Annotated in this window: 16 protein-coding genes; 8 read left to right on the top strand and 8 right to left on the bottom strand. The window is 64.3% G+C overall.

What is annotated here, in order from left to right; genetic code table 11:
- The first annotated feature begins 10 nt into the window (after window positions 1–10).
- The 8 genes from FJ954_RS15230 (at window position 11) to FJ954_RS15265 (ending at window position 10,311) form a co-directional block, all read left to right on the top strand.
- Window positions 11–895 carry a transglutaminase family protein gene (locus tag FJ954_RS15230; RefSeq protein WP_140661834.1) on the top strand — a complete coding sequence of 295 codons (885 nt, stop codon included), beginning with the start codon at window positions 11–13 and terminating at the stop codon, window positions 893–895.
- A 243-nt stretch (window positions 896–1,138) separates the two neighbouring features.
- Complete coding sequence (locus tag FJ954_RS15235; RefSeq protein WP_140661835.1) at window positions 1,139–2,077, top strand: glycosyltransferase family A protein; 939 nt, start codon at window positions 1,139–1,141, stop codon at window positions 2,075–2,077.
- A gap of 98 nt (window positions 2,078–2,175) precedes the next feature.
- Window positions 2,176–3,291 carry a DNA topoisomerase IB gene (locus tag FJ954_RS15240; RefSeq protein ID WP_140661836.1) on the top strand — a complete coding sequence of 372 codons (1,116 nt, stop codon included), beginning with the start codon at window positions 2,176–2,178 and terminating at the stop codon, window positions 3,289–3,291.
- An 83-nt stretch (window positions 3,292–3,374) separates the two neighbouring features.
- Window positions 3,375–3,749 (top strand): YciI family protein, encoded by a 375-nt coding sequence (locus tag FJ954_RS15245; protein WP_015315946.1) that lies wholly within the window; start codon window positions 3,375–3,377, stop codon window positions 3,747–3,749.
- Window positions 3,746–5,020, top strand: a complete 1,275-nt coding sequence (locus tag FJ954_RS15250) for an RNA polymerase sigma factor (RefSeq protein WP_140661837.1) — start codon at window positions 3,746–3,748, stop codon at window positions 5,018–5,020. The genes FJ954_RS15245 and FJ954_RS15250 overlap by 4 nt, the downstream gene beginning before the upstream one ends.
- A 200-nt stretch (window positions 5,021–5,220) precedes the next feature.
- On the top strand, window positions 5,221–6,735 hold the full coding sequence (locus FJ954_RS15255) for an aldehyde dehydrogenase family protein (RefSeq protein WP_140661838.1): 1,515 nt from the start codon (window positions 5,221–5,223) through the stop codon (window positions 6,733–6,735).
- A gap of 435 nt (window positions 6,736–7,170) precedes the next feature.
- Window positions 7,171–8,160, top strand: a complete 990-nt coding sequence (locus FJ954_RS15260; RefSeq protein WP_015315949.1) for a TAXI family TRAP transporter solute-binding subunit — start codon at window positions 7,171–7,173, stop codon at window positions 8,158–8,160.
- 93 nt (window positions 8,161–8,253) lie between these two features.
- Complete coding sequence (locus tag FJ954_RS15265) at window positions 8,254–10,311, top strand: TRAP transporter permease (protein ID WP_140661839.1); 2,058 nt, start codon at window positions 8,254–8,256, stop codon at window positions 10,309–10,311.
- A 49-nt stretch (window positions 10,312–10,360) separates the two neighbouring features.
- Here the strand turns inward: FJ954_RS15265 and FJ954_RS15270 are convergent, their stop codons facing one another.
- The 8 genes from FJ954_RS15270 to FJ954_RS15305 form a co-directional block, all read right to left on the bottom strand.
- The gene (locus FJ954_RS15270) at window positions 10,361–11,290 is read right to left on the bottom strand and encodes a hypothetical protein (protein WP_140661840.1); all 930 of its coding nucleotides are present in this window, start codon (window positions 11,288–11,290) and stop codon (window positions 10,361–10,363) included.
- Window positions 11,291–11,615: 325 nt separating this feature from the next.
- Window positions 11,616–14,387 (bottom strand): nitrate reductase, encoded by a 2,772-nt coding sequence (locus tag FJ954_RS15275; RefSeq protein ID WP_140661841.1) that lies wholly within the window; start codon window positions 14,385–14,387, stop codon window positions 11,616–11,618.
- Between the two features lie 3 nt (window positions 14,388–14,390).
- Complete coding sequence (gene nirD, locus FJ954_RS15280) at window positions 14,391–14,720, bottom strand: nitrite reductase small subunit NirD (protein ID WP_140661842.1); 330 nt, start codon at window positions 14,718–14,720, stop codon at window positions 14,391–14,393.
- 292 nt (window positions 14,721–15,012) lie between these two features.
- Entirely contained in the window at window positions 15,013–17,463 is a 2,451-nt protein-coding gene (gene nirB, locus FJ954_RS15285; RefSeq protein WP_140661843.1) for a nitrite reductase large subunit NirB, read from the bottom strand.
- Between the two features lie 4 nt (window positions 17,464–17,467).
- Window positions 17,468–18,265 (bottom strand): ABC transporter ATP-binding protein, encoded by a 798-nt coding sequence (locus tag FJ954_RS15290; RefSeq protein ID WP_015315955.1) that lies wholly within the window; start codon window positions 18,263–18,265, stop codon window positions 17,468–17,470.
- A 10-nt stretch (window positions 18,266–18,275) separates the two neighbouring features.
- Window positions 18,276–19,166: a nitrate ABC transporter permease gene (gene ntrB, locus FJ954_RS15295; RefSeq protein ID WP_140619509.1), complete on the bottom strand. Its 891-nt coding sequence runs from the start codon at window positions 19,164–19,166 to the stop codon at window positions 18,276–18,278.
- Between the two features lie 86 nt (window positions 19,167–19,252).
- Complete coding sequence (locus FJ954_RS15300) at window positions 19,253–20,569, bottom strand: CmpA/NrtA family ABC transporter substrate-binding protein (RefSeq protein WP_140661844.1); 1,317 nt, start codon at window positions 20,567–20,569, stop codon at window positions 19,253–19,255.
- Window positions 20,570–20,917: 348 nt separating this feature from the next.
- Window positions 20,918–22,156, bottom strand: a complete 1,239-nt coding sequence (locus FJ954_RS15305; RefSeq protein WP_181177825.1) for a CmpA/NrtA family ABC transporter substrate-binding protein — start codon at window positions 22,154–22,156, stop codon at window positions 20,918–20,920.

The raw sequence follows: 22,156 nt of genomic DNA on the forward strand, positions 1-22,156 counted from the left end.
AGAGATGGCCATGCTGTACGACATCAGGCTTCTGCTCCACTACGACTATGCTGCCGCTGCTGGCGGCGGACGCCATCAGGTGCGCGTGCTGCCGTCGACCATTGACGGTGTGCAGCGTGTCATCGCCGCTTCGCTTTCTTTTTCACCGGCACCCAACGAAAGGTCGGATTTTTCCGATTTCTTCGGCAACAATGTCACTTCGATCGCGTTTCGCGACGCCCATGACACGCTCGACATCAGGATGAGCGCGCGTGTGTTGGTGGCGCGGCCCGAGCCGGGGCTCGACGTGTCGCCCGATCTCGGCCGCCTTCGACAGGATCTGGCCGCCGTGCGGTCGCTTGCGCCTGCCTCGCCGCACCATTTCCTGGCCGCCAGCAGCCATGCGGGCATCGATGCGGCGATCACCGCATTCGCGCAAGACAGCATCGGAAACTCGGCCGCAGGGACGGCGATGAACCTGTGCAATCGCATCCATCGCGATTTCACATACGATGACGAGGCGACCACGGTGCGGACCCGGGCCAGCGACGCCTTCCAGCTGAAGCGGGGCGTCTGTCAGGATTTCTCCCACATCATGATCGCCGGCTTACGCGGGCTTGGCATTCCGGCCGGCTATGTCAGTGGCTTCCTGCGCACCATTCCGCCCAAAGGCAAGCCCCGGCTGGAAGGCGCGGATGCCATGCATGCCTGGGTCAAGGTCTGGTGCGGGCGTGATGCCGGCTGGCAGGAGTTCGATCCGACCAATGGCATGCGGGCCTCCAACGACCATATCACCGTTGGTTACGGGCGCGACTATTCGGATGTGGCGCCCATCGTCGGCGTGCTGAAGACGACTGGCGGACAGGTCGGCGACCAGGCGGTCGACGTCATCCCGGTCGTGCTCGAAAAGGCGTGAAACGGGGCGCACTAACTTGCCGGCGCCGCGAGTTCTCACAAGGATGGGGCAGACTTCTCAAACATCGATGCGGTCACTAGAGCAGCTCACCGGTTCACGGAAAAGGCGAGCCGATCCAAGTCTTTGATTTCGCGCAATTCCGGACGGAAAAGCCGTTTCACACTTTTCCTGTAAGTGCTTAGTCTGTATTCGCCTTAAGGGAGAATAGTCTTAGGCTGCCGCGCACAGGCATGAGGTTTGTCATTGAAAGCTGTCAGCGTCGTCATACCCGCCTACAATGCGGCGGCAACGATCGCTAAAACGCTGGCCTCGCTTGGCGGAGAGGCCGGGTTTATCGGCGAGGTCCTGCTGGTCGACGATCAATCGACCGATGGCACGGCCGATGCAGCCCGGCAGGCCGCGGCGCAATCATCCCTGCCTTTGCGTGTGCTGCCCGCCAGTTGCCGCGACGCCGGCGGCGCCCGTAACCTGGCGCTTGATGAGGCAGCCCATCCGTGGGTCTACCTGATCGACGCCGACGACCTGCACCTTCAGGGCGGCTTAAGCTCCTTGCTGTCGCAGGCGGAAAGCCAGCCCAAGGCCGACATGATCGTCGGCGCCTTCCGGCGCAGGGTGAACGGTCAGGACCGGCAGATCAAGGTGCCAAACGGCTATACCGCGGCCTGCCTCACCAACGCCTCCGCCTACGTGAAGGGGGATATACGCTCGGTGGCGGTGGGCAGCGTGCTGGCTTCCCGGCGTCTCATCGGCGAGACCCGGTTCCCCGTCGGGCTCGCCTTCGACGAGGACACGCTGTTCTGGGCGCGGCTGATGAGCAAGGCGTCGCTGGTCATGATTCAGCGCCCCGTCATGATCTACGAAGTTTCAGCGGAGCGTTCGGACGATCGCTTCACGGTCAACCCGGTGCGGCGCTTCCTGGACTGGCGCCGGGAGCTGCGTACGCTCACCGATTGCGGCATCCCGATTTCGGCACTGAAAGCAAGGGAGGGCCTCGTCGCGCTCAAGATCGCCCGTGTCCATTATGCGCGAGGCGACCTGGACATGGCCGCGCGCTTTCTCGCAATAGCCTCAGTGGCGCCGAAGCGGCGCTCGGAAGCCTGGCGCTGCCTGCGCTACAAATTCAAACTCGCGGCGCGCCGCCGGCTGTCCCTTCCGCCGACACAGATGCAGCGCGCATTGTAGGCCCGACCGACGCCACCGGGATTGCCTTGTTTCCAGGCGGGGTGTGGAACCAGCGGTCAGCCCGCAGCTTATCTACGCATATTTCGTGTGGAGCTTACATGCTGCAGAGAACCGGATCGTCGCGGAGCCGATTGGCCGACGGTGATAGCGTACCCAAGAATGGAGCACAGATTTCCGCCAGGGATGCCGCGCTGACCTATGTCAGCGATGCCGAGCCCGGCATCCGCCGGCTGAAGGCAGGCAAGGGATTCGCTTACAAGGCACCGGACGGGAAAGCGGTCTCCGATGCCGACAGAGCGCGCATCGCGGCGATCGTCATACCGCCGGCTTGGACCGATGTCTGGATTTCGCCCGATCCGAACGGGCATATCCAGGCGACCGGGAGGGATCAGCGGGGGCGCAAGCAGTATCGCTATCATCCGCAATGGGCCGAGGAGCGCGACGGCGCCAAATATTCGAGCCTCGTGGCTTTCGCCGAAAGCCTGCCGGACCTTCGGCGCAGGATCGACAGCGACCTGCGCCGTCACGGCCTGCCGCTCGAACGCGTCGCCGCCGCGGTGGTCTGGCTGCTCGACAACACGATGATCCGCGTCGGCAATGCCGCCTATGCCCGCGATAACAAGAGCTTCGGCCTGACGACTTTGCGGGACCGGCATGTCGATATCAAGGGATCGAGCCTGCGCTTCGCCTTCAAGGGCAAGTCCGGCAAGGAATGGAAATTGAAGCTGGTTGACCGCCGGATCGCGGGGATCGTTCGGGGCGCGCAGGACCTGCCGGGCCAGAAACTGTTCCAGTATCTCGACGAGGACGGCAACAGACGCCCTGTCCGCTCCGACGACGTGAACCACTATATCCGCGAAGCGGTCGGCGATGCGTTCAGTTCGAAGCACTTCCGCACATGGGGCGGCACCATCCACGCCGCGTCGCTGTTTGCACAGACGGAACTGCCTGAAAGCCAGGCACAGCAAAAACGGGTGATGAACAACGTCATCGACAAGGTGGCCGAACGGCTGGGCAATACGCGCGCGGTCTGCCGCCAATGCTATATCCATCCGCAGGTCTTCAAGGCTTGGAGCGAAGGACGACTGCTTGCCGAAATGGCGGAAGCCAACAAGCGCAAGCGATCCATCGAAGGCCTCGATGAGGAGGAAGCGCTCGTGTTGAGATGGTTGAAGACGCAGGAGGACCGATCGGCGGCAATCGGCGGCCGCTGAATCCGCGGCGTCTCGATTTTTTTATCGACGCCATGTCGGCATCGGCCCTACTGTTTCGTCCTTTGCTACAGAAAGGACCGTCCATGCTCTACGCCATCCTCTGCTACGCCTCCGAAGATGTCGTCTGTTCCTGGAGCAAGGAACAGGACGACAAGGTCATGGCCGACCTGCTCGGCGTTCAGGAGAAGTATGCCAACGCCGGCCGGCTTGGGCCCGTGGCGCGGCTTTTGCCGACGACGGCGGCAACGACGCTGCGGAAAGTGAAAGGTGAATCGCTGGTCATCGACGGGCCGTTCGCCGAGACCAAGGAACAGTTCCTCGGTTTCTACACGCTCGATTGCGCCGACCTCGACGAGGCCGTCGAATTCGCTCGCGAGCTCTCCGAGGTCAACCCAAGCGGCGGTTCCTACGAAATCCGCCCGGTATCGGTGTTCCATCCGACGAGGGTTCCGGCATGACCGAACTCGCCTGGATAAGCTCCGCGATCAGCGCTGCCCGTCCACAAGCGATGGGCGCGCTGCTGCGCTATTTCCGCGATCTCGACACGGCGGAGGAAGCTTTCCAGGACGCCTGCCTCAAGGCGCTGAAGAACTGGCCGCAAAACGGGCCGCCTCGCGATCCGGCGGCCTGGTTGATCTTCGTCGGCCGCAACAGCGGCATCGACGCTGTGCGCAAGCGTGCCAAGCAGGCGCCGATGCCGGAAGAGGACCAGGTTTCCGATCTGGAGGACGCCGAAAGCGACATCGCCGAGCGGCTGGACGGAGCGCATTACCGCGACGACATATTGCGGCTGCTGTTCATTTGCTGTCACCCTGATTTGCCCGCAACGCAGCAGATCGCGGTGGCGCTGCGCGTCGTCTCCGGCCTCACCGTCAAGCAGATCGCGCGCGCCTTCCTGGTCGGCGAGAGCGCGATGGAGCAGCGCATCACCCGCGCCAAGGCGCGCATCGCGGACGCTGGCGTGCCGTTCGAGACGCCGGGCGCGGTCGAGCGCTCCGAGCGGCTCGGGGCGGTCGCGTCCATGGTCTACCTGATCTTCAACGAGGGCTATTCGACCAACAGCGGCGAGGCGCCGGCTCGCGCGCCCTTGTGCGAGGAAGCGATCCGGCTTGCCCGGCTGCTGCTGCGGCTGTTCCAGACCGAGCCGGAGATCATGGGGCTGACGGCGCTGCTTCTGCTGCAGCACGCACGCGCACCGGCACGTTTTGACGATGATGGCGAGATCGTGCTGCTCGAGGACCAGGATCGAAGCCTGTGGAGCCGCAAGATGATCGACGAAGGGCTGGCGCTCGTCGACAAGGCGCTGCGCCATCGCAAGCCAGGTCCCTATCAAGTCCAGGCGGCGATCGCAGCGCTCCACGCGCGGGCCGAGAAAGCCGAGGACACCGACTGGGTGGAGATCGACCTGCTCTATGGCCTGCTCGAGCAGATGCAGCCGTCGCCGGTCATCACGCTCAACCGTGCGGTCGCGGTCGCCAAGGTGCGCGGACCGGAGGCGGCGCTGGCGATGATCGAGCCGCTCGAGCCGAGGCTTTCGGGCTATTTCCATTTCTTCGGCCTCAAGGGCGGGCTGTTGATGCAACTCGACCGGGGCGAGGAGGCACGCATTGCCTTCGACCGCGCCATCGCGCTCGCCAATACGGCGGCGGAAGCTGCCCATATCCGCATGCATATCGACCGTCTGATCAAGGACGGCGCCGTACGCACGCCGGCGAAAAAGGCAAACTGAGCCCCTGCGCCCGGTCGGCCCGAGCATCGCCTGGCTCAATCGTGCAGCCCGGGCTTGGACCATGCCGGGGTGGCGATTTTCCCCTGAAACAGGTAATGCCACGCCATGACAGCCCCTTCCAGCCGCGACGGCGCCGGGAAGGCATGGCGCAAGGCGTTGACCCGCGCCCTATGAGCGGCGGGATTCTGAAAGGGACAGAAATGACGATAGCGAAGGAAACGGGCGAGCTTCTGGCGAAACTGGGCGTGGCCAAGGAGGCGCTTGACGGCGGCGACCTGATCGTGCGCAGTCCGGTGACGGGTGAGCGGATCGCGGCGCTGAAGACGATCTCGCCGGCCGACGCGGCAAAGACCATCGATGCAGCCCACAAGGCGTTCCAGTCCTGGCGGCTGGTGCCGGGTCCCAAGCGCGGCGAACTGGTGCGGCTGCTAGGCGAGGAACTGCGCACGCACAAGGCCGAGCTTGGCCGGCTGGTGTCGATCGAGGTCGGCAAGATCCCGTCCGAAGGGCTCGGCGAAGTGCAGGAAATGATCGACATCTGCGATTTCGCCGTTGGTTTGTCCCGGCAATTGTACGGCCTGACAATCGCCACCGAGCGTCCTGGCCACCGCATGATGGAAACTTGGCATCCTCTTGGCGTCGTCGGTGTCATCTCCGCATTCAACTTCCCGGTCGCGGTGTGGTCGTGGAACGCAGCACTTGCGCTGGTTTGCGGCGATGCAGTGGTATGGAAGCCGTCGGAGAAAACGCCGCTGACCGCGCTTGCCTGCGAGGCGATCTTCAAGCGTGCGGTCAAGCGCTTCGGCACTGACGCACCGCAAGGACTGGCACCGGTTCTGATCGGCGACCGTGCGGTCGGCGAGATACTGGTCGACCATCCCAGGGTGCCGCTGGTCTCGGCCACCGGTTCGACCCGCATGGGCCGGGATGTCGGTCCGCGCCTGGCCAAGCGTTTCGCCCGCGCCGTGCTGGAACTGGGCGGCAACAATGCCGGCATCGTCTGCCCGACGGCCGATCTCGACATGGCGCTGCGCGCCATCGCCTTCGGCGCCATGGGCACCGCCGGCCAGCGCTGCACGACGCTGCGCCGCCTGTTCGTCCATGACAGCGTCTACGACGCCTTGGTGCCGCGGCTGAAGAAGGCTTATCAGAGCGTCTCGGTCGGCAATCCGCTGGAGACCTCGTCACTGGTCGGTCCGCTGATCGACAAGGCCGCCTTCGACGCCATGCAGAAGGCGCTGACGGAGGCGGCCGCGCATGGCGGCAAGGTGACTGGCGGCAGCCGGGTCGAGAACGGCCATCCCGATGCCTATTATGTGCACCCGGCGCTGGTCGAAATGCCGAAGCAGGTTGCACCGGTGACGGAAGAGACCTTCGCGCCGATCCTCTATGTGATGAAGTATTCCGATTTCGACGCCGTGCTCGACGAGCACAACGCGGTCGGCGCCGGCCTGTCGTCGTCGATCTTCACCCGCGACCTGCAGGAATCCGAGCGCTTCCTCGGTGTCGACGGTTCGGATTGCGGCATCGCTAACGTCAATATCGGTACTTCCGGCGCGGAGATCGGGGGCGCTTTCGGTGGCGAAAAGGAAACCGGCGGCGGCCGCGAGAGCGGTTCAGATGCGTGGAAAGCCTATATGCGGCGCGCCACCAACACCGTGAACTATTCCAAGGCGCTGCCGCTCGCCCAGGGCGTCTCGTTCGACATCGATTGAGAACGCCGGCCCGGTTCGGGTGTCGTTGCGCACCCGAACCGTTTGCGACCGGAGGTTGATTGCCGAGTGCAGTTATGCTACCATCTTCCGCATGGTGCCGACATGCGCCGATGACCCGCCGCAAGGCGGGTTTTTGTTTCAGGGTTCTTGTGTTTGGTTGGTTGTCGCCAACAGGCAGGTGACGCCGGCGACGCGGTTAAACCGCTCTACGGCATGTCGCGGCGAATAGGATTCGCCCGACCTGCTGTAAGCCCCTGATTTATGCAGGTCGTTGGCCCGGAGCCGGGTGCCATCCATTAAGTCCCTGTTTTTACGCGATTCCGGGCGGAAACATACCCTTCCTGGAAGCGCTTTGGAAACGGCCAAAAAGCACGCGCAGGTTGACAACCTTCCGGTTGCTGCAACATCCTGCCGATCTTTGACTCGGAGGTAGTTATGACTGTTTCGATCAACCGCCGCACCTTTTCCATAGGCACAGGAGCTTTGGCTTTGGCCGCCGCCGGCCTTTCGCCGGCGCACGCGCAGCAGGCTTTTTTCCGCATCGGCACGGGTGGAACGTCCGGCACTTACTATCCGGTGGGTGGCCTGATCGCCAACGCCATCTCGGCAACGGGGCCGGCCGGCGTCGAAGGCCTGGTCGCCACCGCCACGTCCTCCAACGGGTCGGTCGCCAACATCAGCGCCATCCAGTCGGGTGCATCCGAATCAGGGTTTACGCAATCCGATGTCGCCTACTGGGCATATTCGGGCACTGGCCTCTATGAGGGCAAGCCCAAGGCTGATGACCTGCGCCTCATCGCGACGCTCTATCCCGAAACGATCCATCTGGTCGCCCGAGCGGATGCTGGCATCAAGACGGTGGCGGACCTGAAGGGCAAGCGCGTTTCCCTCGACGAGCCGGGCTCAGGGACCATTGTCGACGCGCGCCTCGTGCTCGGCGCATACGGGCTGACGGAGAAAGATGTGCAGCCCGAATACCTCAAGCCCGGTCCGGCCGGCGAGCGGCTCCAGGATGGCGCCATGGACGCCTATTTCTTCGTCGGCGGCTATCCGACCGGCGCCATCGTCGAACTTGCCAGCACCAACAACATCACCCTGGTTCCAATCACCGGCCCCGAAGCCGACAAGCTCCTGTCCGAGCAGAAGTTCTTCTCCGCCGACACTGTGCCGGAAGGCACCTACAAGAATGTCGGCGAGACCAAGACCATATCCGTCGCCGCGCAATGGGTGACCAGCGCCAAGCAGACCGACGACCTCGTCTACAAGATCGTCAAATCGCTTTACAGCGACGCGACCCAGAAGGCGCTGCAGGCCGGCCATGCCAAGGGCAAGCTGATCACGCTCCAGAACGCGGTCACCAGCGCAGGCATTCCGTTTCATCCCGGTGCGGAGAAATTCTACAAGGAAGTCGGCGCCCTGAAGTAGGAGCTACCAGCGCGTAGGACCGATGGACGACAGCGAGGCGGGAGGCGTGCTTTCCGCCTCTTTTGCCTGGAAACTCAGGACACGGAACCGGCCATGAGCGACGATGACAAAATCACGCTTTCCGCGATGGAGTTCGATGAGGAGAAAGCTCGCGAACTGGAGGAGAAATTCGACTCCGAAATCCGATTCCGGCCATTGACCCAGGCCGCGGGCTGGCTGGTCGGCTTCCTCCTGGTGGCGCTGTCGCTGTTTCACTACTACACCGCCGGCTTCGGATTGCTGCAGGAGATGCTGCACCGAGGCATCCATCTGTCGATGGTGCTGGCGCTGATCTTCCTCGTCTTCCCGCTGGTGAAGAAGGGTTACGACCAGCCCGCGCAATCCAGCTTCCTGCGGCCGCTTGGCATACCGCTTTTCGACTGGCTGCTGGCGCTCGCCGCCGTGGTGGCCGTCCTGCACGTGCCGATGATCCCGCTCGACGATCTTGCCTTCCGCGTCGGCAACCCCACGACGCTCGATGTGGTGTTGGGCGTTATCCTGATCCTGCTCCTCCTGGAAGCGACGCGCCGCTCCGTCGGCATCCCGCTGCCGATCATCGCGTGCATCTTCATGGCCTACGCACTGTTTGGGCGGTACATGCCGAGCATTCTGGTGCACCCCGGCGCGTCCGTTTCCCAGCTTGTCGATCACCTCTATCTGACGACGCAGGGAATCTACGGCATCGCGCTCGGCGTCGTCGCCACCTACGTCTTCCATTTCGTGCTGTTCGGCGTCTTCGCAACCCGCATAGGCCTCGGCCAGCTCTTCCTCGACTGTGCCGCCTGGGTCGCCGGCCGCTACGCCGGCGGTCCCGCCAAGGTATCGATCTTCGGCTCGGCATTGTTCGGCATGATCTCCGGCTCGTCGGTCGCCAACACCGTCACCGTCGGCTCGCTGACCATCCCGGCGATGATCAAGCTCGGCTACAAGAAACATTTCGCCGCGGCGGTGGAGGCGGCGTCCTCGACCGGCGGTCAGGTCACGCCGCCGATCATGGGCGCGGCCGCCTTCCTGATGATCGAATTCCTCGAACTGCCCTACACGACCATCATTCTGGCCGCCATCGTGCCTGCCTTCATGCATTTCTTCGGCGTGTTCATGCAGGTGCATTTCGAGGCCAAGCGCACCGGCCTCCGAGGGCTCAGGCCGGACGAGATGCCCGACGTCGTCGAGGCGCTGAAGCGGGACTGGCCGACGATCATCCCGCTCGTCGTCCTCATCGGCGTCCTGCTCTCGGGCTACACGCCCTACATGGCCGCCTTCTGGGGCATCACGCTCTGCATCGCCGTCGGCTTGCTAAATCCGCGCCGTCGCATGTCGGTTGCCGACATCGCAGTATGCCTGCGCGACGGCGCCAAATATGCGCTCGCCGTCGGTGCCGCGGCCGCCACCGTCGGCATCGTCGTCGGCGTCGTCACCCTGACCGGCGTCGGCTTCAAGCTATCCTACATCGTCACCTCGACGGCGGGCCAGTTGTCGCTCCTGTTCGGCACCTTCATCCCCGAGTCGATCTTCTCGGCCCAGAGCCTGACGCTGCTGTTCACCCTGCTCATGACCGGCGTGGTCTGCATCCTGATGGGCTGCGGCATCCCGACGACGGCCAATTACATCATCATGGTGACCATCGCGGCACCCGCGCTGGTCATGCTGGGCACCGAACCGATCGTCGCCCACTTCTTCGTCTTCTATTACGGCCTGCTGGCCGACATCACGCCACCGGTGGCGCTGGCCGCCTATGCGGCGGCCGGCATGGCGGGGGCGGACCCGTTCAAGACAGGCAACACCGCCTTCCGGTTAGGGTTGGGCAAGGCGCTGGTTCCTTTCGTGTTCGTCTTCTCGCCGTCCCTGCTGCTGGTGACAAAGGACTTCACCTGGCCGAATTTCTTCCTGGCCTTTGGCGGCTGCGTGCTCGGCATCACCTGCCTGGGGGCCGCCCTGTCGCGCTACCTGCTGGTGCGCACGCGCCCATGGGAGAACGTGCTCCTGGTATTTGCCGCCCTGCTGCTGGTGGCGCCTGAGCTCTATTCCTCGCTGCTCGGCCTGGCGCTTGTCGTTCCCGTCGTGCTGCGCCATTGGAGCGCACGCCATACCGAAGAGGCGCAACCAGTCTGACCGGCGCCGCGCCCGCGCGATCGACGCTTTAAATAAGCCTGCATCACCTTCACAAGTTGGGAGGTGACGGGACTCGGCGGTCGGTGGAAAAACACGCTGCGAAGGCGCTGTCGACGACGGCCAGCTTGGCGGCCTGGACGATCATGTATTCCTCGTAGAATCCGTGCGACACCCACATCACCGAATTGCCGCGCTGACCAAGCCAGCCAATGCTGCCGAGTTCCTCCGCCGTGCGCAGTTTACGGCTGAGATGGGTCCGCGACAGCTTGAGCCATTTGGCGAAGTCGCCGATCGAAACCACGCCGGTCGGAATTCGCTCCAGCCCGGCATGGTCGGGGTTGATGCCCGACATCAGCCAGTCCATGACGATGCCGCCATTGTTGAGCCAGATGAAAAGGGAAAAGGTCTGGTTGGGTTCGCGCACCGGCTTTGAGGCTAGCAAGCCGTCAGCCACCAGCGGCTGCAGCGTGGCAAGCATGTCGGGCCGCTCCAGGAACCTGGCCAGCCGGTTGCCGCCATCGATATGGTCGAGCGTGCGCAGATGGGCTGTTACCCAGCCGGTGAATCGCTCAATCGTCGCCGCCGTCGGTTGCAGGGGATGCGTGCGGCCGTCCCCACCCGCCACATACTCGGCGATGTCGTAGTGCAGCATCTCCTTGATGAAGGCGTCCGCCGTGTTGCGGCTGGCAACCGCGTTCTTGTGCACGACCTCGATGAAACGCGATACGGTCAGGTCCTTGCGGCGGTCGTTCGGGTCGCGCCTGAAGTGCATGGCAAGGCCGACATGGCCCAACAGCCAGCGCTGCTGCGTGGCAAAGATCGAAGCCAGCCGCGGGCTTTCCTCATAGATGCGGATCAGGGACTGCGACTGTTCCTGAACGTAGCGGTGCAAGGCTGGATGGCCGGCTATGTCTTGCAGATTCAGCGATGATCTCCCGATGCCTTGAATCAACTCGCATGGCGAGATTGCGTTCCCCATTTTCCAGTCTTCGACATCTGTGTCCAGACGTACCAACTACGAAGAACAGGGCCAGCCGAGACACAGATCCACGGCAACGGTTATCGTCTCGTTTGCTATGCTTGAGAACCCCTTCCGAATCGTTAGCCGAACGGCGAGATCCAGCCGCAGCGTGGCGCAACGGTCGTCAAGGCGTTTCCAGTTGCTGGTCCATGGCGGCATCTTTCACCTCCATCAACCAAATGAGTCCCAGCCAAGTCGAATTAACCGTTGGACAGGTTGAAGCCCTTGCGGGTTCCGCCGATTTCGCAAGGCCGTGCCACTTTGCCAGGTGGGACGGACACCTTCACTCGGCCGCCTGAACCCGACGGGCCTGGATGATCGTGCGGATTTCCGACCGGCAGGAACCGCAATTGGTCCCTGCCTTCAGCGTGGCGCCGATGGCTTCGACACTGTTGCAGCCGGCCGCCACGGCCGCGGTAATCTGGTTCACCCCGATGTTGAAACAGGAACAGACGGTCGCGCCGGCATCGGGCCGCTCGGCACCGGCACGGCCGGCGACGATCCTGAAGCGTTCGCGCTGGCTGGCGTGGACCTCGCCGAGCTGCTCGGCGGCCCAGCCGCGCGACACCGCGACCGGACCGGGTGCGATGAACAAGGCACCCGCCAGATGCTCGCCTTGGAAGGCGGCGATGCGGTGCTGGCCGGCCTCGCGGTCGTGATAGGCGAGCATTTCGGCATCCGCGGCATCGAAGAGAGAGCCGGCGAAGGCCGTCCAGTCGATATCGTCATTGGTAAAGGCCAGTTCGACCCGCCAGCCGCCCCGGCATCTGGCGGTCGCCCAGTAGTCGGCGGCCATCGTCACGGGCCTTTTGCGTGTCACGGCAAAGCCAAAGGCCCCAGCGGTGAATTTCTCGATGCGAGCGGCGACATGCTTTAGCGCCGGCTGCCCCGACACGGGATCGGTAAGCGATGCCGTGAGCGTGTCGAGCCGGCCCCTGGCGGCGAACTGGTCGGTCCAGTGCATCGGCGCGAACAGGCTGCCCGGGCGCTGGCGCGTGGTCACCAGCACGCGGACCAGCACATCGCCGCGCGGAGTAGAGACGCGCGCGATGTCAGCGTCGCCAATGCCGTAAAGCTGTGCATCCTCGGGGTGGATTTCGACGAAGGGCTCGGCGATGTGCTGGGACAGGCGCGGGCTTTTGCCGGTGCGCGTCATGGTGTGCCAGTGGTCGCGGATCCGGCCGGTGTTGAGGACGAGCGGGAAGGCGGCGGTGATGCGGGTTTCGACGGTTGGACGCAGAGCGATGAAGCGGGCCTTGCGGTCGGGCGTGTAGAAGTTGCCGTCGGCGAAGAAACGGGTTGGTTGGCGTTCGATCGAAGTGGCCCCCTCTGGCCGAGTTCCAGCCTGAGCACCCCCTTCTGATTGAAGCCGAGCTTGAGCACCCCCCTCTGGCCTGCCGGCAGGCCAGAGGGGGGTGCCTGGGCTCGGCGCCGGCCAATGGAACGGAGCCAATCCTTCGTAATCCTCAACATCGATCGCAGCATAAGCGCTGATGTCGAAATCCCGCTCGCCATCATTTTCGAACCCCGACAGCGCGGCGTGCTCGGCAAAGATCTCCACTGGGCTCTCATGCGCGAACGCCTCGCCAAAGCCCATCCGCCTTGCCACTTCCGCAATGATCCACCAGTCGGGCCGCGCCTCGCCGGGGGCGGCCAAAAACGGCCGCTGGCGCGAGATGCGGCGCTCGGAATTGGTGACGGTGCCGTCCTTCTCGCCCCAGGCCGTGGCCGGCAGCCGGACATGGGCGTGGCGGACCGTGTCGGTCTCGGCCAGCACGTCCGACACCACGACGAACGGGCAGGCCTTGATCGCCGCCTCGACTGCCCCTGCATCCGGCATGGAATCGACCGGGTTGGTGGCCATGATCCACAACGCCTTGATGCGCCCATCGGCCACCGCCTTGAACATCTCGACCGCCTTGAGACCGGGCTCCCCGGCAATCGCCGGCGCCTTCCAGAAGCGCTGCACGCGTTCGCGATGCCCGGGGTTTTCGATATCCATGTGGGCGGCGAGCATGTTGGCCATGCCGCCGACCTCGCGGCCGCCCATGGCGTTGGGCTGGCCGGTGACCGAGAAAGGGCCGGCGCCCGCTTTTCCGATGCGGCCGGTGGCGAGATGGCAGTTGATGATGGCGTTGACCTTGTCGGTGCCCTGGGACGACTGGTTGACGCCCTGGCTGTAGACGGTGACGGTCTTTTCCGTCCTGGCGAACAGGCTGTAGAAACGGCTAAGTTGGTCTTCGCTGAGGCCCGTGGCGGCAGCGACGCCGGCAAGGTCGAGCGTCGAGGCGGCGAACAGGGCTTGTCCGAATCCGGCCGTATGCGCCGTGATATAGGCACGCTCGAGCGCATTGTGCTGGCCGAGCCAGGCGAGCAGGCCGGTGAACAGGGCGACGTCGCCATCCGGCGCGATCGCCAGATGCATGTCTGCGATGTCAGATGTCATGGTACGGCGCGGATCGACGAGCACTACCTTCATCTCGGGCCGCTTTTCCCGGGCAGCCGCGATGCGCTGATAGAGCACGGGATGGCACCAGGCGAGATTGGAGCCTACCAGCACGATCAGGTCGGCCAGTTCCAGATCCTCGTAGGTTCCCGGCACGGTGTCCGAACCAAACGCGCGGCGGTGGCCGGCAACCGACGAAGCCATGCAGAGCCGCGAATTGGTGTCGATGTTGGCCGAACCGACGAACCCCTTCATCAGCTTGTTGGCGAGATAGTAATCCTCGGTCAGCAACTGGCCGGAGACGTAGAAGGCGACCGCGTCGGGGCCATGTTCGGCGATGGTGTGCCGGAAGGTCGAGGCGACGAGGTCGAGCGCCTCGTTCCAGCCGGCCGGGCGGTCGTGGATTTGTGGATGGAGCAGCCGGCCGTCGAGGTTGATCGTCTCGGCCAGTGCGGAGCCCTTGGAACAGAGCCGGCCGAAATTCGCGGGATGATCGGGATCGCCGCGGACAGACACCTGCCCGTCCGCGGCGATCTTCGCCAGCACGCCGCAGCCGACCCCGCAATAGGGGCAGGTGGTCCTCACCTCGCGCGCTGCGTCAATCTCCATGGTTCAGGCCGCCCGGCTGGCCAGCGCTTCCAGCGCGACGAACAGGTGCTCGCCCTCCCGCTTCACGGGAATCGTGCGCACGGCGCCTTCGTCGGCGCCAAGCGCCTTGCCTGTCTCAAGCGAGATGACCCAATTGTGCAGAGGGCACGTCACGGCCGCGCCATGGACAATGCCCTGGCTCAGCGGTCCGCCCCTGTGCGGGCAATGGTCGTCAATAGCGAAAACCTGATCCTCGGCGGTGCGAAAGACAGCGATCTTGCCTTGCGGGGTGGCGACACAGCGCGCGCCACGGCGGGGAATGTCGGAGAGGGTGCCGATCGATGTCCAGGTCATAGGTGTGCCTTTGCTTGATAGGATTGCGCCAAGGCGCCCCCCTCTGTCCTGCCGGACCCGGCCCTTCGCTGTCGCTCCTGGCGTTCGTCGTTCGAAAAGCCAAGCAATTGGCTTTCCGTCCGCTTCGCGGACCACGCCTCACCCCCCGCAAGGGGGGAGATTGGCAGCTTGAGCGCAGGCGCATTTTCTTCAGCGCTGGAGATTGGCGAAAGCAGATATGACATCCGATCTCCCCCCTTGCGGGGGAGATGGCCGGTAGGCCAGAGGGGGGTGCCTCGCGCAAACATCTCCATCACTCCGCCGCCTGCGCAAATCCTACCGAAGCCATCGGCCGAAACTCGTGCTTGTCCTTGCCGGACACGCGCTCGGACCATGGATCGACCTGGGCGAACTTCTGCGAAAAGATGAAGCGGTCGTAATAGGCCTTGCGCTTCTCGCCATCGTCCATGATCTGGCGCTTGATCTCGGCGATGCCGATGCGCTTGGCCCATTTGTAGATGCGTTCGAGATAGCGGCCCTGCTCGCGATACATCTGCGTCAGCGCCACGATATGCTCCAACGCCTCGTCCTCGGTCCTGACCAGGCCGAGCACTTCCGTGCCCTTGATGTCGAGCCCGGCGGCGCCGGCGAAATGGATCTCGTAACCGCTATCGACGCAGATGACGCCGACGTCCTTGCAGGTCGCCTCGGCGCAATTCCTCGGGCAGCCCGACACCGCCATCTTGACCTTGGCCGGCGTCCACGAGCCCCACATGAACTTCTCGATGCGGATGCCGAGACCTGTCGAATCCTGCGTGCCGAAGCGGCACCAGTCCGAGCCGACGCAGGTCTTCACCGTGCGCAGCCCCTTGGCATAGGCATGGCCCGAGACGAAGCCGGCCTGGCCGAGATCGGCCCACACCGCCGGCAGGTCCTCCTTGCGGATGCCCAGCATGTCGATGCGCTGGCCACCGGTGACCTTGACCATCGGAATCTCGAATTTGTCGACGACGTCGGCGATGGCGCGCAGTTCGGCCGCATTGGTGACGCCGCCCCACATGCGCGGCACCACCGAATAGGTGCCGTCCTTCTGGATGTTGGCGTGGACGCGCTCGTTGATGAAGCGCGACTGGTAGTCGTCGGCATACTCGTCCGGCCAGTCGCAGACGAGGTAGTAGTTAAGGGCCGGCCGGCATTTGGCGCAGCCGCAGGAGGTCTTCCACTCCAGCTCCTGCATGACCGCCGGAATGGTCTTCAGTCCCTTGGCCTTGATCAGCCTTCGCACGTCGTCATGGCCGAAAACGGTGCAGGAGCACATGGGCTGCACGGCGGCCGGGTTGTAGGTGTCGCCAAGGGTCAGCACCATCAGCTTTTCGACCAGCCCGGTGCAGGAGCCGCAAGACGCCGACGCCTTGGTGTGGGCGCGCACGTCGTCGAGCGAAGTCAGGCCCTTGCCCGTGATCGCGCCCGTGATCTTGCCCTTGCAGACGCCGTTGCAGCCGCAGATTTCCGCATCATCCGGCAAGGCTGCAACGGCCGCCATAGGGTCCAGCGGGGCACCCCCCTGGTAGGACTGGCCGAAGATCAACGTATCGCGCATCTGCGATATGTCGGTCTGTTTCTTCTTCAGGTCGTTGAACCAGGCGCCGTCCGATGTCTCGCCATAGAGCACGGTGCCGATGATGCGGTCATCCCTGAGCACCAGCCGCTTGTAGACGCCGGCCGAGGCGTCGCGCAGCACGATCTCCTGGCGGTCGTCGCCATCGGCGAAGTCGCCGAGCGAGAAGAGGTCGATGCCGGTGACTTTCAGCTTGGTCGGCGTGTCCATGTGGACGAAGGCGGCGGTCTCGTCGCCGGCAAGCTGATGAGCGGCGACACGCGCCATCTCATAGAGCGGCGCCACCAGCCCGTAGACCATGCCGCCCACCTCGGCGCATTCGCCGAGTGCGTAGATATCCGGGTCGTTGCTGCGCATCCCGGCATCGACGACGATGCCTCTGTTGACGGCAATGCCTGCATCCTTGGCCAGTGCCGCGTTCGGCCGGATGCCTACCGCCATGACCACCAGCGTCGCCGGGATGATTGTGCCGTCGGCGAGTTCCACCCGCTCGACCTTGCCATTGCCGGTGATTGCCTGCGTGTTGGCCTTGGTGACGACCTTGATGCCGCGCTGCTCCACCGCGCGCTGCAGGAGGTAGCCGGCGGCCGGATCGAGCTGGCGCTCCATCAGCGTCGGCATGACGTGCAGCACGGTGACATCCATGCCTTGCGCGTTGAGGCCGGCCGCCGCCTCCAATCCGAGCAGGCCGCCGCCGATGACGACGGCCTTGGCGCGCGACTGGGCGGCGAGCATCATCGCCTGAACGTCGTCGAGATCGCGATAGGTCAGCACGCCCGGCAGATTGTGGCCGGGCACCGGGATGATGAACGGCACCGAGCCGGTGGCGATGACAAGCTTGTCGTAAGGCTCGGTGACGCCGTGGTCGGAGGTGACGGTCTTCGCTTGCCGGTCGATGGCCATGATCTTGTGGCCCTTGTAGAGGGTGATGTCATTGGCGATGTACCAGCCGTCGCCATGGATGATGATTTCCTCATAGGCCTTCTCGCCGGAGAGCACCGGCGACAGCATGATGCGGTCGTAATTGACCCTGGGCTCGGCGTTGAAGATGGTGACGGCGTAGCGGCCCGGCGCCTGTTCCAGCAGATGCTCCAGCATGCGCCCGGGCGCCATGCCGTTGCCGATGATGACGAGTTTTTCGGTCATGGCGTTACTCCGCGGCTTCGACGAAGCGGTGGCGTTCGTAGAGGAACTTCAGCACCGCCTCGCGGCAACGCAGGAAGGTCCGGTCGGAGGCAAGTTCGATGCGTCGGCGCGGCCGCGCCAGCGGCACGGGCAGCACCTCGCCGACGGTCGCCGCCGGGCCGTTGGTCATCATGACGATGCGGTCGGACAGCAGCACCGCCTCGTCGACGTCATGGGTGATCATGATCGTCGTCGAACCCAGCCTGGAATGGATGTCCATCACAGCGTCCTGCAGATGGGCGCGGGTCAAGGCGTCGAGCGCACCAAACGGCTCGTCGAGCAGCAGGATCTTGGGTTCCATGGCAAGCGCCCTGGCAATGCCGACGCGCTGTTTCATGCCGCCGGAGATTTCGGCCGGCCGCTTGTCGCTCGCATGCGCCATCTGCACGAGGTCGAGATTGCGCATGATCCAGTCATGCCGCTCGGCCTTGCTCTTCGAGCGGCCGAAGACTTTCGACACCGCCAGATTGATGTTCTCGTAGACGGTCAGCCACGGCAGCAGCGAGTGGTTCTGGAACACAACGGCGCGCTCGGGGCCGGGGCTGTCGACCTCCTTGTCCTCCAGCAACACCGCGCCGGCGGAAACCTTGGTCAAGCCGGCGATCAGGTTGAGCAAGGTCGACTTGCCGCAACCGGAATGGCCGATGATGGAGACGAATTCGCCCTTGTCGATGGTCAGCCGGATGTCCCTCAGCACATCGCTTACCTGGCTGCCACGAGCGAAGGATTTGTCGATATGGTCGAGCTTGAGATAGGCGGTCATGGCGCTCTCCTCACTTTGCCGTCGTGCCGCGGGTGACAAAGGCGCCGACCGCCGCGACCAGGCGGTCGAGGCAGAAGCCGGTGACGCCGATATAGGCGAGCGCGACGATGATGTCGGGCAGCCGTGACGAATTCCACGCGTCCCAGATGAAGAAGCCGATGCCGACGCCGCCGGTCAGCATTTCGGCCGCGACGATGGCGAGCCAGGACAGGCCGATGCCGATGCGCAGGCCGGTGAAGATGTAAGGCGCAGCGGCCGGCACCATGATCTTGATGAAGAACTCGAGCTGGTTCAGCCGCAGGATGCGGGCGACATTGCGATAGTCCTGCGGGATGTTGCGCACGCCGACGGCAGTGTTGATGATGACCGGCCAGATCGAAGTGATGAAGATCACGAACAGAGCCGACGGGTTGGAGTCGCGGAAGGCGGCGAGCGACAGCGGCAGCCAGGCGAGCGGCGGCACGGTGCGCAGGATCTGGAACACTGGATCGAGGCCGCGCATCGCCCAGATCGACTGGCCGACCAGCGCGCCGAGCGCCACACCGACGACCGCCGCCATGCCGAAGCCGATGGCGACGCGCTGCAGCGAGATCAGCACCCGCCAGGCAAGACCGATATCCTGCGGGCCGTTGTCGAAGAACGGATGCGCGATCAGGTCATAGGCCTCGTTCCACACCTGGCTCGGCGGCGGCAGGCTTGCCGTCGGTGACGAGCAGGCGACCTGCCAGACGACAAGCAGAAGGGCGATGACGATGGCGGGCGGGACGAGAACGCTGGCCACCCTGGTGGCAACCGCCACCGGATCGACACGGCGCCGCGCTTTGGCGGTGAAGGCGACCACCTCGGCTGACTTGGCCGGGAATGCTTTCACCTTGGTGTCCTCGACGGCTTGGATGGACATGTCCTGGGGATACTCCGTGGTGTGCTGGTGCGGTACTGAGCGCCAAACGGCGCTGGCGCCGTTTGCGTTGGGTACAAACGGCCTGACTAAGCCGATGCCTTGATGGTCAGGCTGTCGAGATAGGCCGAGGGGTTGGCCGGATCGAAAGTCTTGCCGTCGAAGAAGGTCTCGACGCCGCGCGAGGACGAGGCCGGGATGTCGCTCGCGGCGACACCGAGTTCCTTGGCCGCCTCGCGCCAGATATCCTCGCGGTTGACCTGGTCGACCAGCGCCTTGATGTCGGTGGTCGGCGCGAACTTGCCCCAGCGGATGTTTTCGGTGAGGAACCAGCTGTCGTGGCTCTTGAACGGGTAGGAGACGCCGCCCTTCCAGAATTTCATGTAGAGGTCGGTGGCGCTGGCGACCCGGCCATTGCCGTAGTTGATGTCGCCCTTGAGGCGGCCGATAATGTCGGCGACGGGCACATTCATCCATTGCCGCTTGCCGATGATGGCGGCCATCTCGTCCTTGTTTTCCTTGGCGTCGCACCATTGCTGTGCCGCCATCACCGCCATGACGATCGCCTTGGTGGCGTTGGGATATTTTTCTATGAAGGCGGCGCGCAGGCCGAGCGCCTTTTCCGGATGGCCCTTCCAGAGTTCGCCGGTCGTGGCGGCGGTGAAGCCGACGCCCTGATGGACAAGCTGTTCGTTCCACGGCTCGCCGACGCAGAACACGTCCATATTGCCGACCTTCATGTTGGCCACCATCTGCGGCGGTGGCACGACGATGGTCGAGACGTCCTTGTCCGGGTTGATGCCGCCGGCCGCCAGCCAGTAGCGCAGCCACAGATCATGGGTGCCGCCCGGGAAGGTCATGGCGGCCTTGACCTCCTTGCCCTCGGCCTTCTTGGCGGCGAAGGCGTCCTTCAGCTTGGCGGCATCGAGGCCGACGCCGGTCGCGGCATATTCCTGTGCGACCGAAATGCCCTGGCAGTCGTAGTTGAGGCGGGCGACGATCGCCATCGGCAGCGGCTGGTTGTTCTGCGTCACCTTGCCGGTGTGCATGAGGTAAGGCATCGGCGTCAGGATGTGGGCGCCGTCGATGCCATTGGCTTCGCCGCCGAGCATCAGATTGTCCCGCGTCGCGCCCCAGGAGGCCTGCTTGAGCACCTCGACATCAGGCATGCCGAATTTCGCGAACAGGCCCTTCTCCTTGGCGATGATCAGGGGCGCGGCATCGGTCAGCGCAATGAAGCCGAGCTTGGCGCCGGTTACTTCGGGACCTTTCCCTTCGGCATGAGCGCCGGCGGGAAACAATGTCTTTGCGGCGAGGAACAGTCCTGCCGTCAGCGCGCTGCTGGCCAGAAAATCGCGGCGGGTGAAATCCTTGAGGGACGTGCCAGTTCCGATCCGTTTCGTCATCGTCGTCTCCGGTTGGGCGCGTTGGAAGCGCCGTCGATTGCGTGTTCGGCCAAAAACAAAAAAGCCACCGGCCAGGCTTCGCGCATCCCTGGGGATTGCGCAGTGACCTGAGCGGCAGCTTTGCCTACGGCGCCCGCCATTGGACGCCTGTTCCATTGCCCGTGAAGGCTCGTTTATTTCAAAGCAGGAACCGTGCCAGTTTACCTCTGGCCGAAAAATCCAAATGGAATCAATACGATGGGGGCTTTATGCGGCGACCCGATCCGTCGCGACTGAGGTCAAACATTGGTCAGCTCACCTTTCGAGCGCATAATTTTTGTGCAATGCACAAGCATGGCGCTAAAATGATCAGGCTTCCCCGATGGCTGATTTTTGCCTCTCGATATAGGCGTCGATCTCGTCTGGATCGAAGATCTGGCCATCGAAGAAACCGTCCGGTCCGAGCATGAGGCCGGCTCCCGTCGCGCCTACCGCGGTCGCGGCCTTGAGCGCGCCTTCGACCTTGGCATTGGCGCCGGGCAGCGCCACCCCGAGTGGCTTCAGTGCCGAGCGGTAGAGATCTGGGCGGTAGCAGTCGCGGGCGATGGCGAGATTGTCGGGCGTGTGCGCGACGTGGCCCCAGCGGACCATCTGCGTGTAGAACCACAGCGAATGGCTTTTCCAGGGAAAGTTGGCGGCTTTGTCGAACGGCACGAAGAAGTCGTCGATGTCCAGCTCCGCCCCGCCGCCCAGCTGGAGATGGCCGGTCAGGATCGGCATCTGGACCGCCGGAGGCAGGCCAAGGAAGCCACGCTGCGCCATCACCGCGGCCAGTTCGTCGCGGTTCGCCGGATCCTGGCACCAGCGCGCCGAGTGATGCAATGCGCGCAAGAGGGCCGCCAGCGCCTCTGGGACCTGTTCGGCCCAGGCCTTGCGCACGCCAATCACCTTCTCCGGGCTGTTGCGCCATATCCGTGCCTTGACGGTGACGATATGGCCGGTGCCGGCCGCCACCGCGGCGCTGTTCCAGGGCTCGCCGACGCAATAGCCGTCGATGCGGCCGGCGGCCAGCGCGTCGGCCATGAAGGGCGGCGGCACGATGACGATCTCGATCTCGCGCGATGGATCGACGCCGCAGGCGGCAAGCCAGTAACGCAGTTCGTAATTGTGCCCGGAATGCGGATGCACGACGGCGAAACGCAGCGGGTCCCGGCCGGCGTCGGCCCGCTCGCAGATGAAGGCGCCAAGTGCCGCGCCGGCACGGGCCGGATCGAGATCGGGTGCCGCACCGTGCGCCGCCATGCCGGCCCAGACGGCGTTGGAGATGGTGACGCAGTTGCCGCCGAGCCCCAGCGAAAAGGGCACGATGGTCTCGGAGGCGAGCGGAGTGAGGCCCAGATTGCAGGCGAGCGGCATCGGTCCGAGCATGTGCGCGAGGTCGAAATGGCCGATGGCGATGCGGTCGCGGATGTTGGCCCAGGAGGTCTCGCGGTGCAGGGTGAGATCGATGCCTTCGCGCGCGGCAAAGCCCAGTTCGCCGGCCGCGACCAGCACGGCGCTATCGAAAAGCGGCATGAAGCCGGCGGTGATCTGGTGCTCGGCGCCCAT

It is taken from the genome of Mesorhizobium sp. B2-3-15 (genome assembly GCF_006442875.1).
In the GTDB taxonomy this organism is placed as follows: domain Bacteria; phylum Pseudomonadota; class Alphaproteobacteria; order Rhizobiales; family Rhizobiaceae; genus Mesorhizobium; species Mesorhizobium australicum.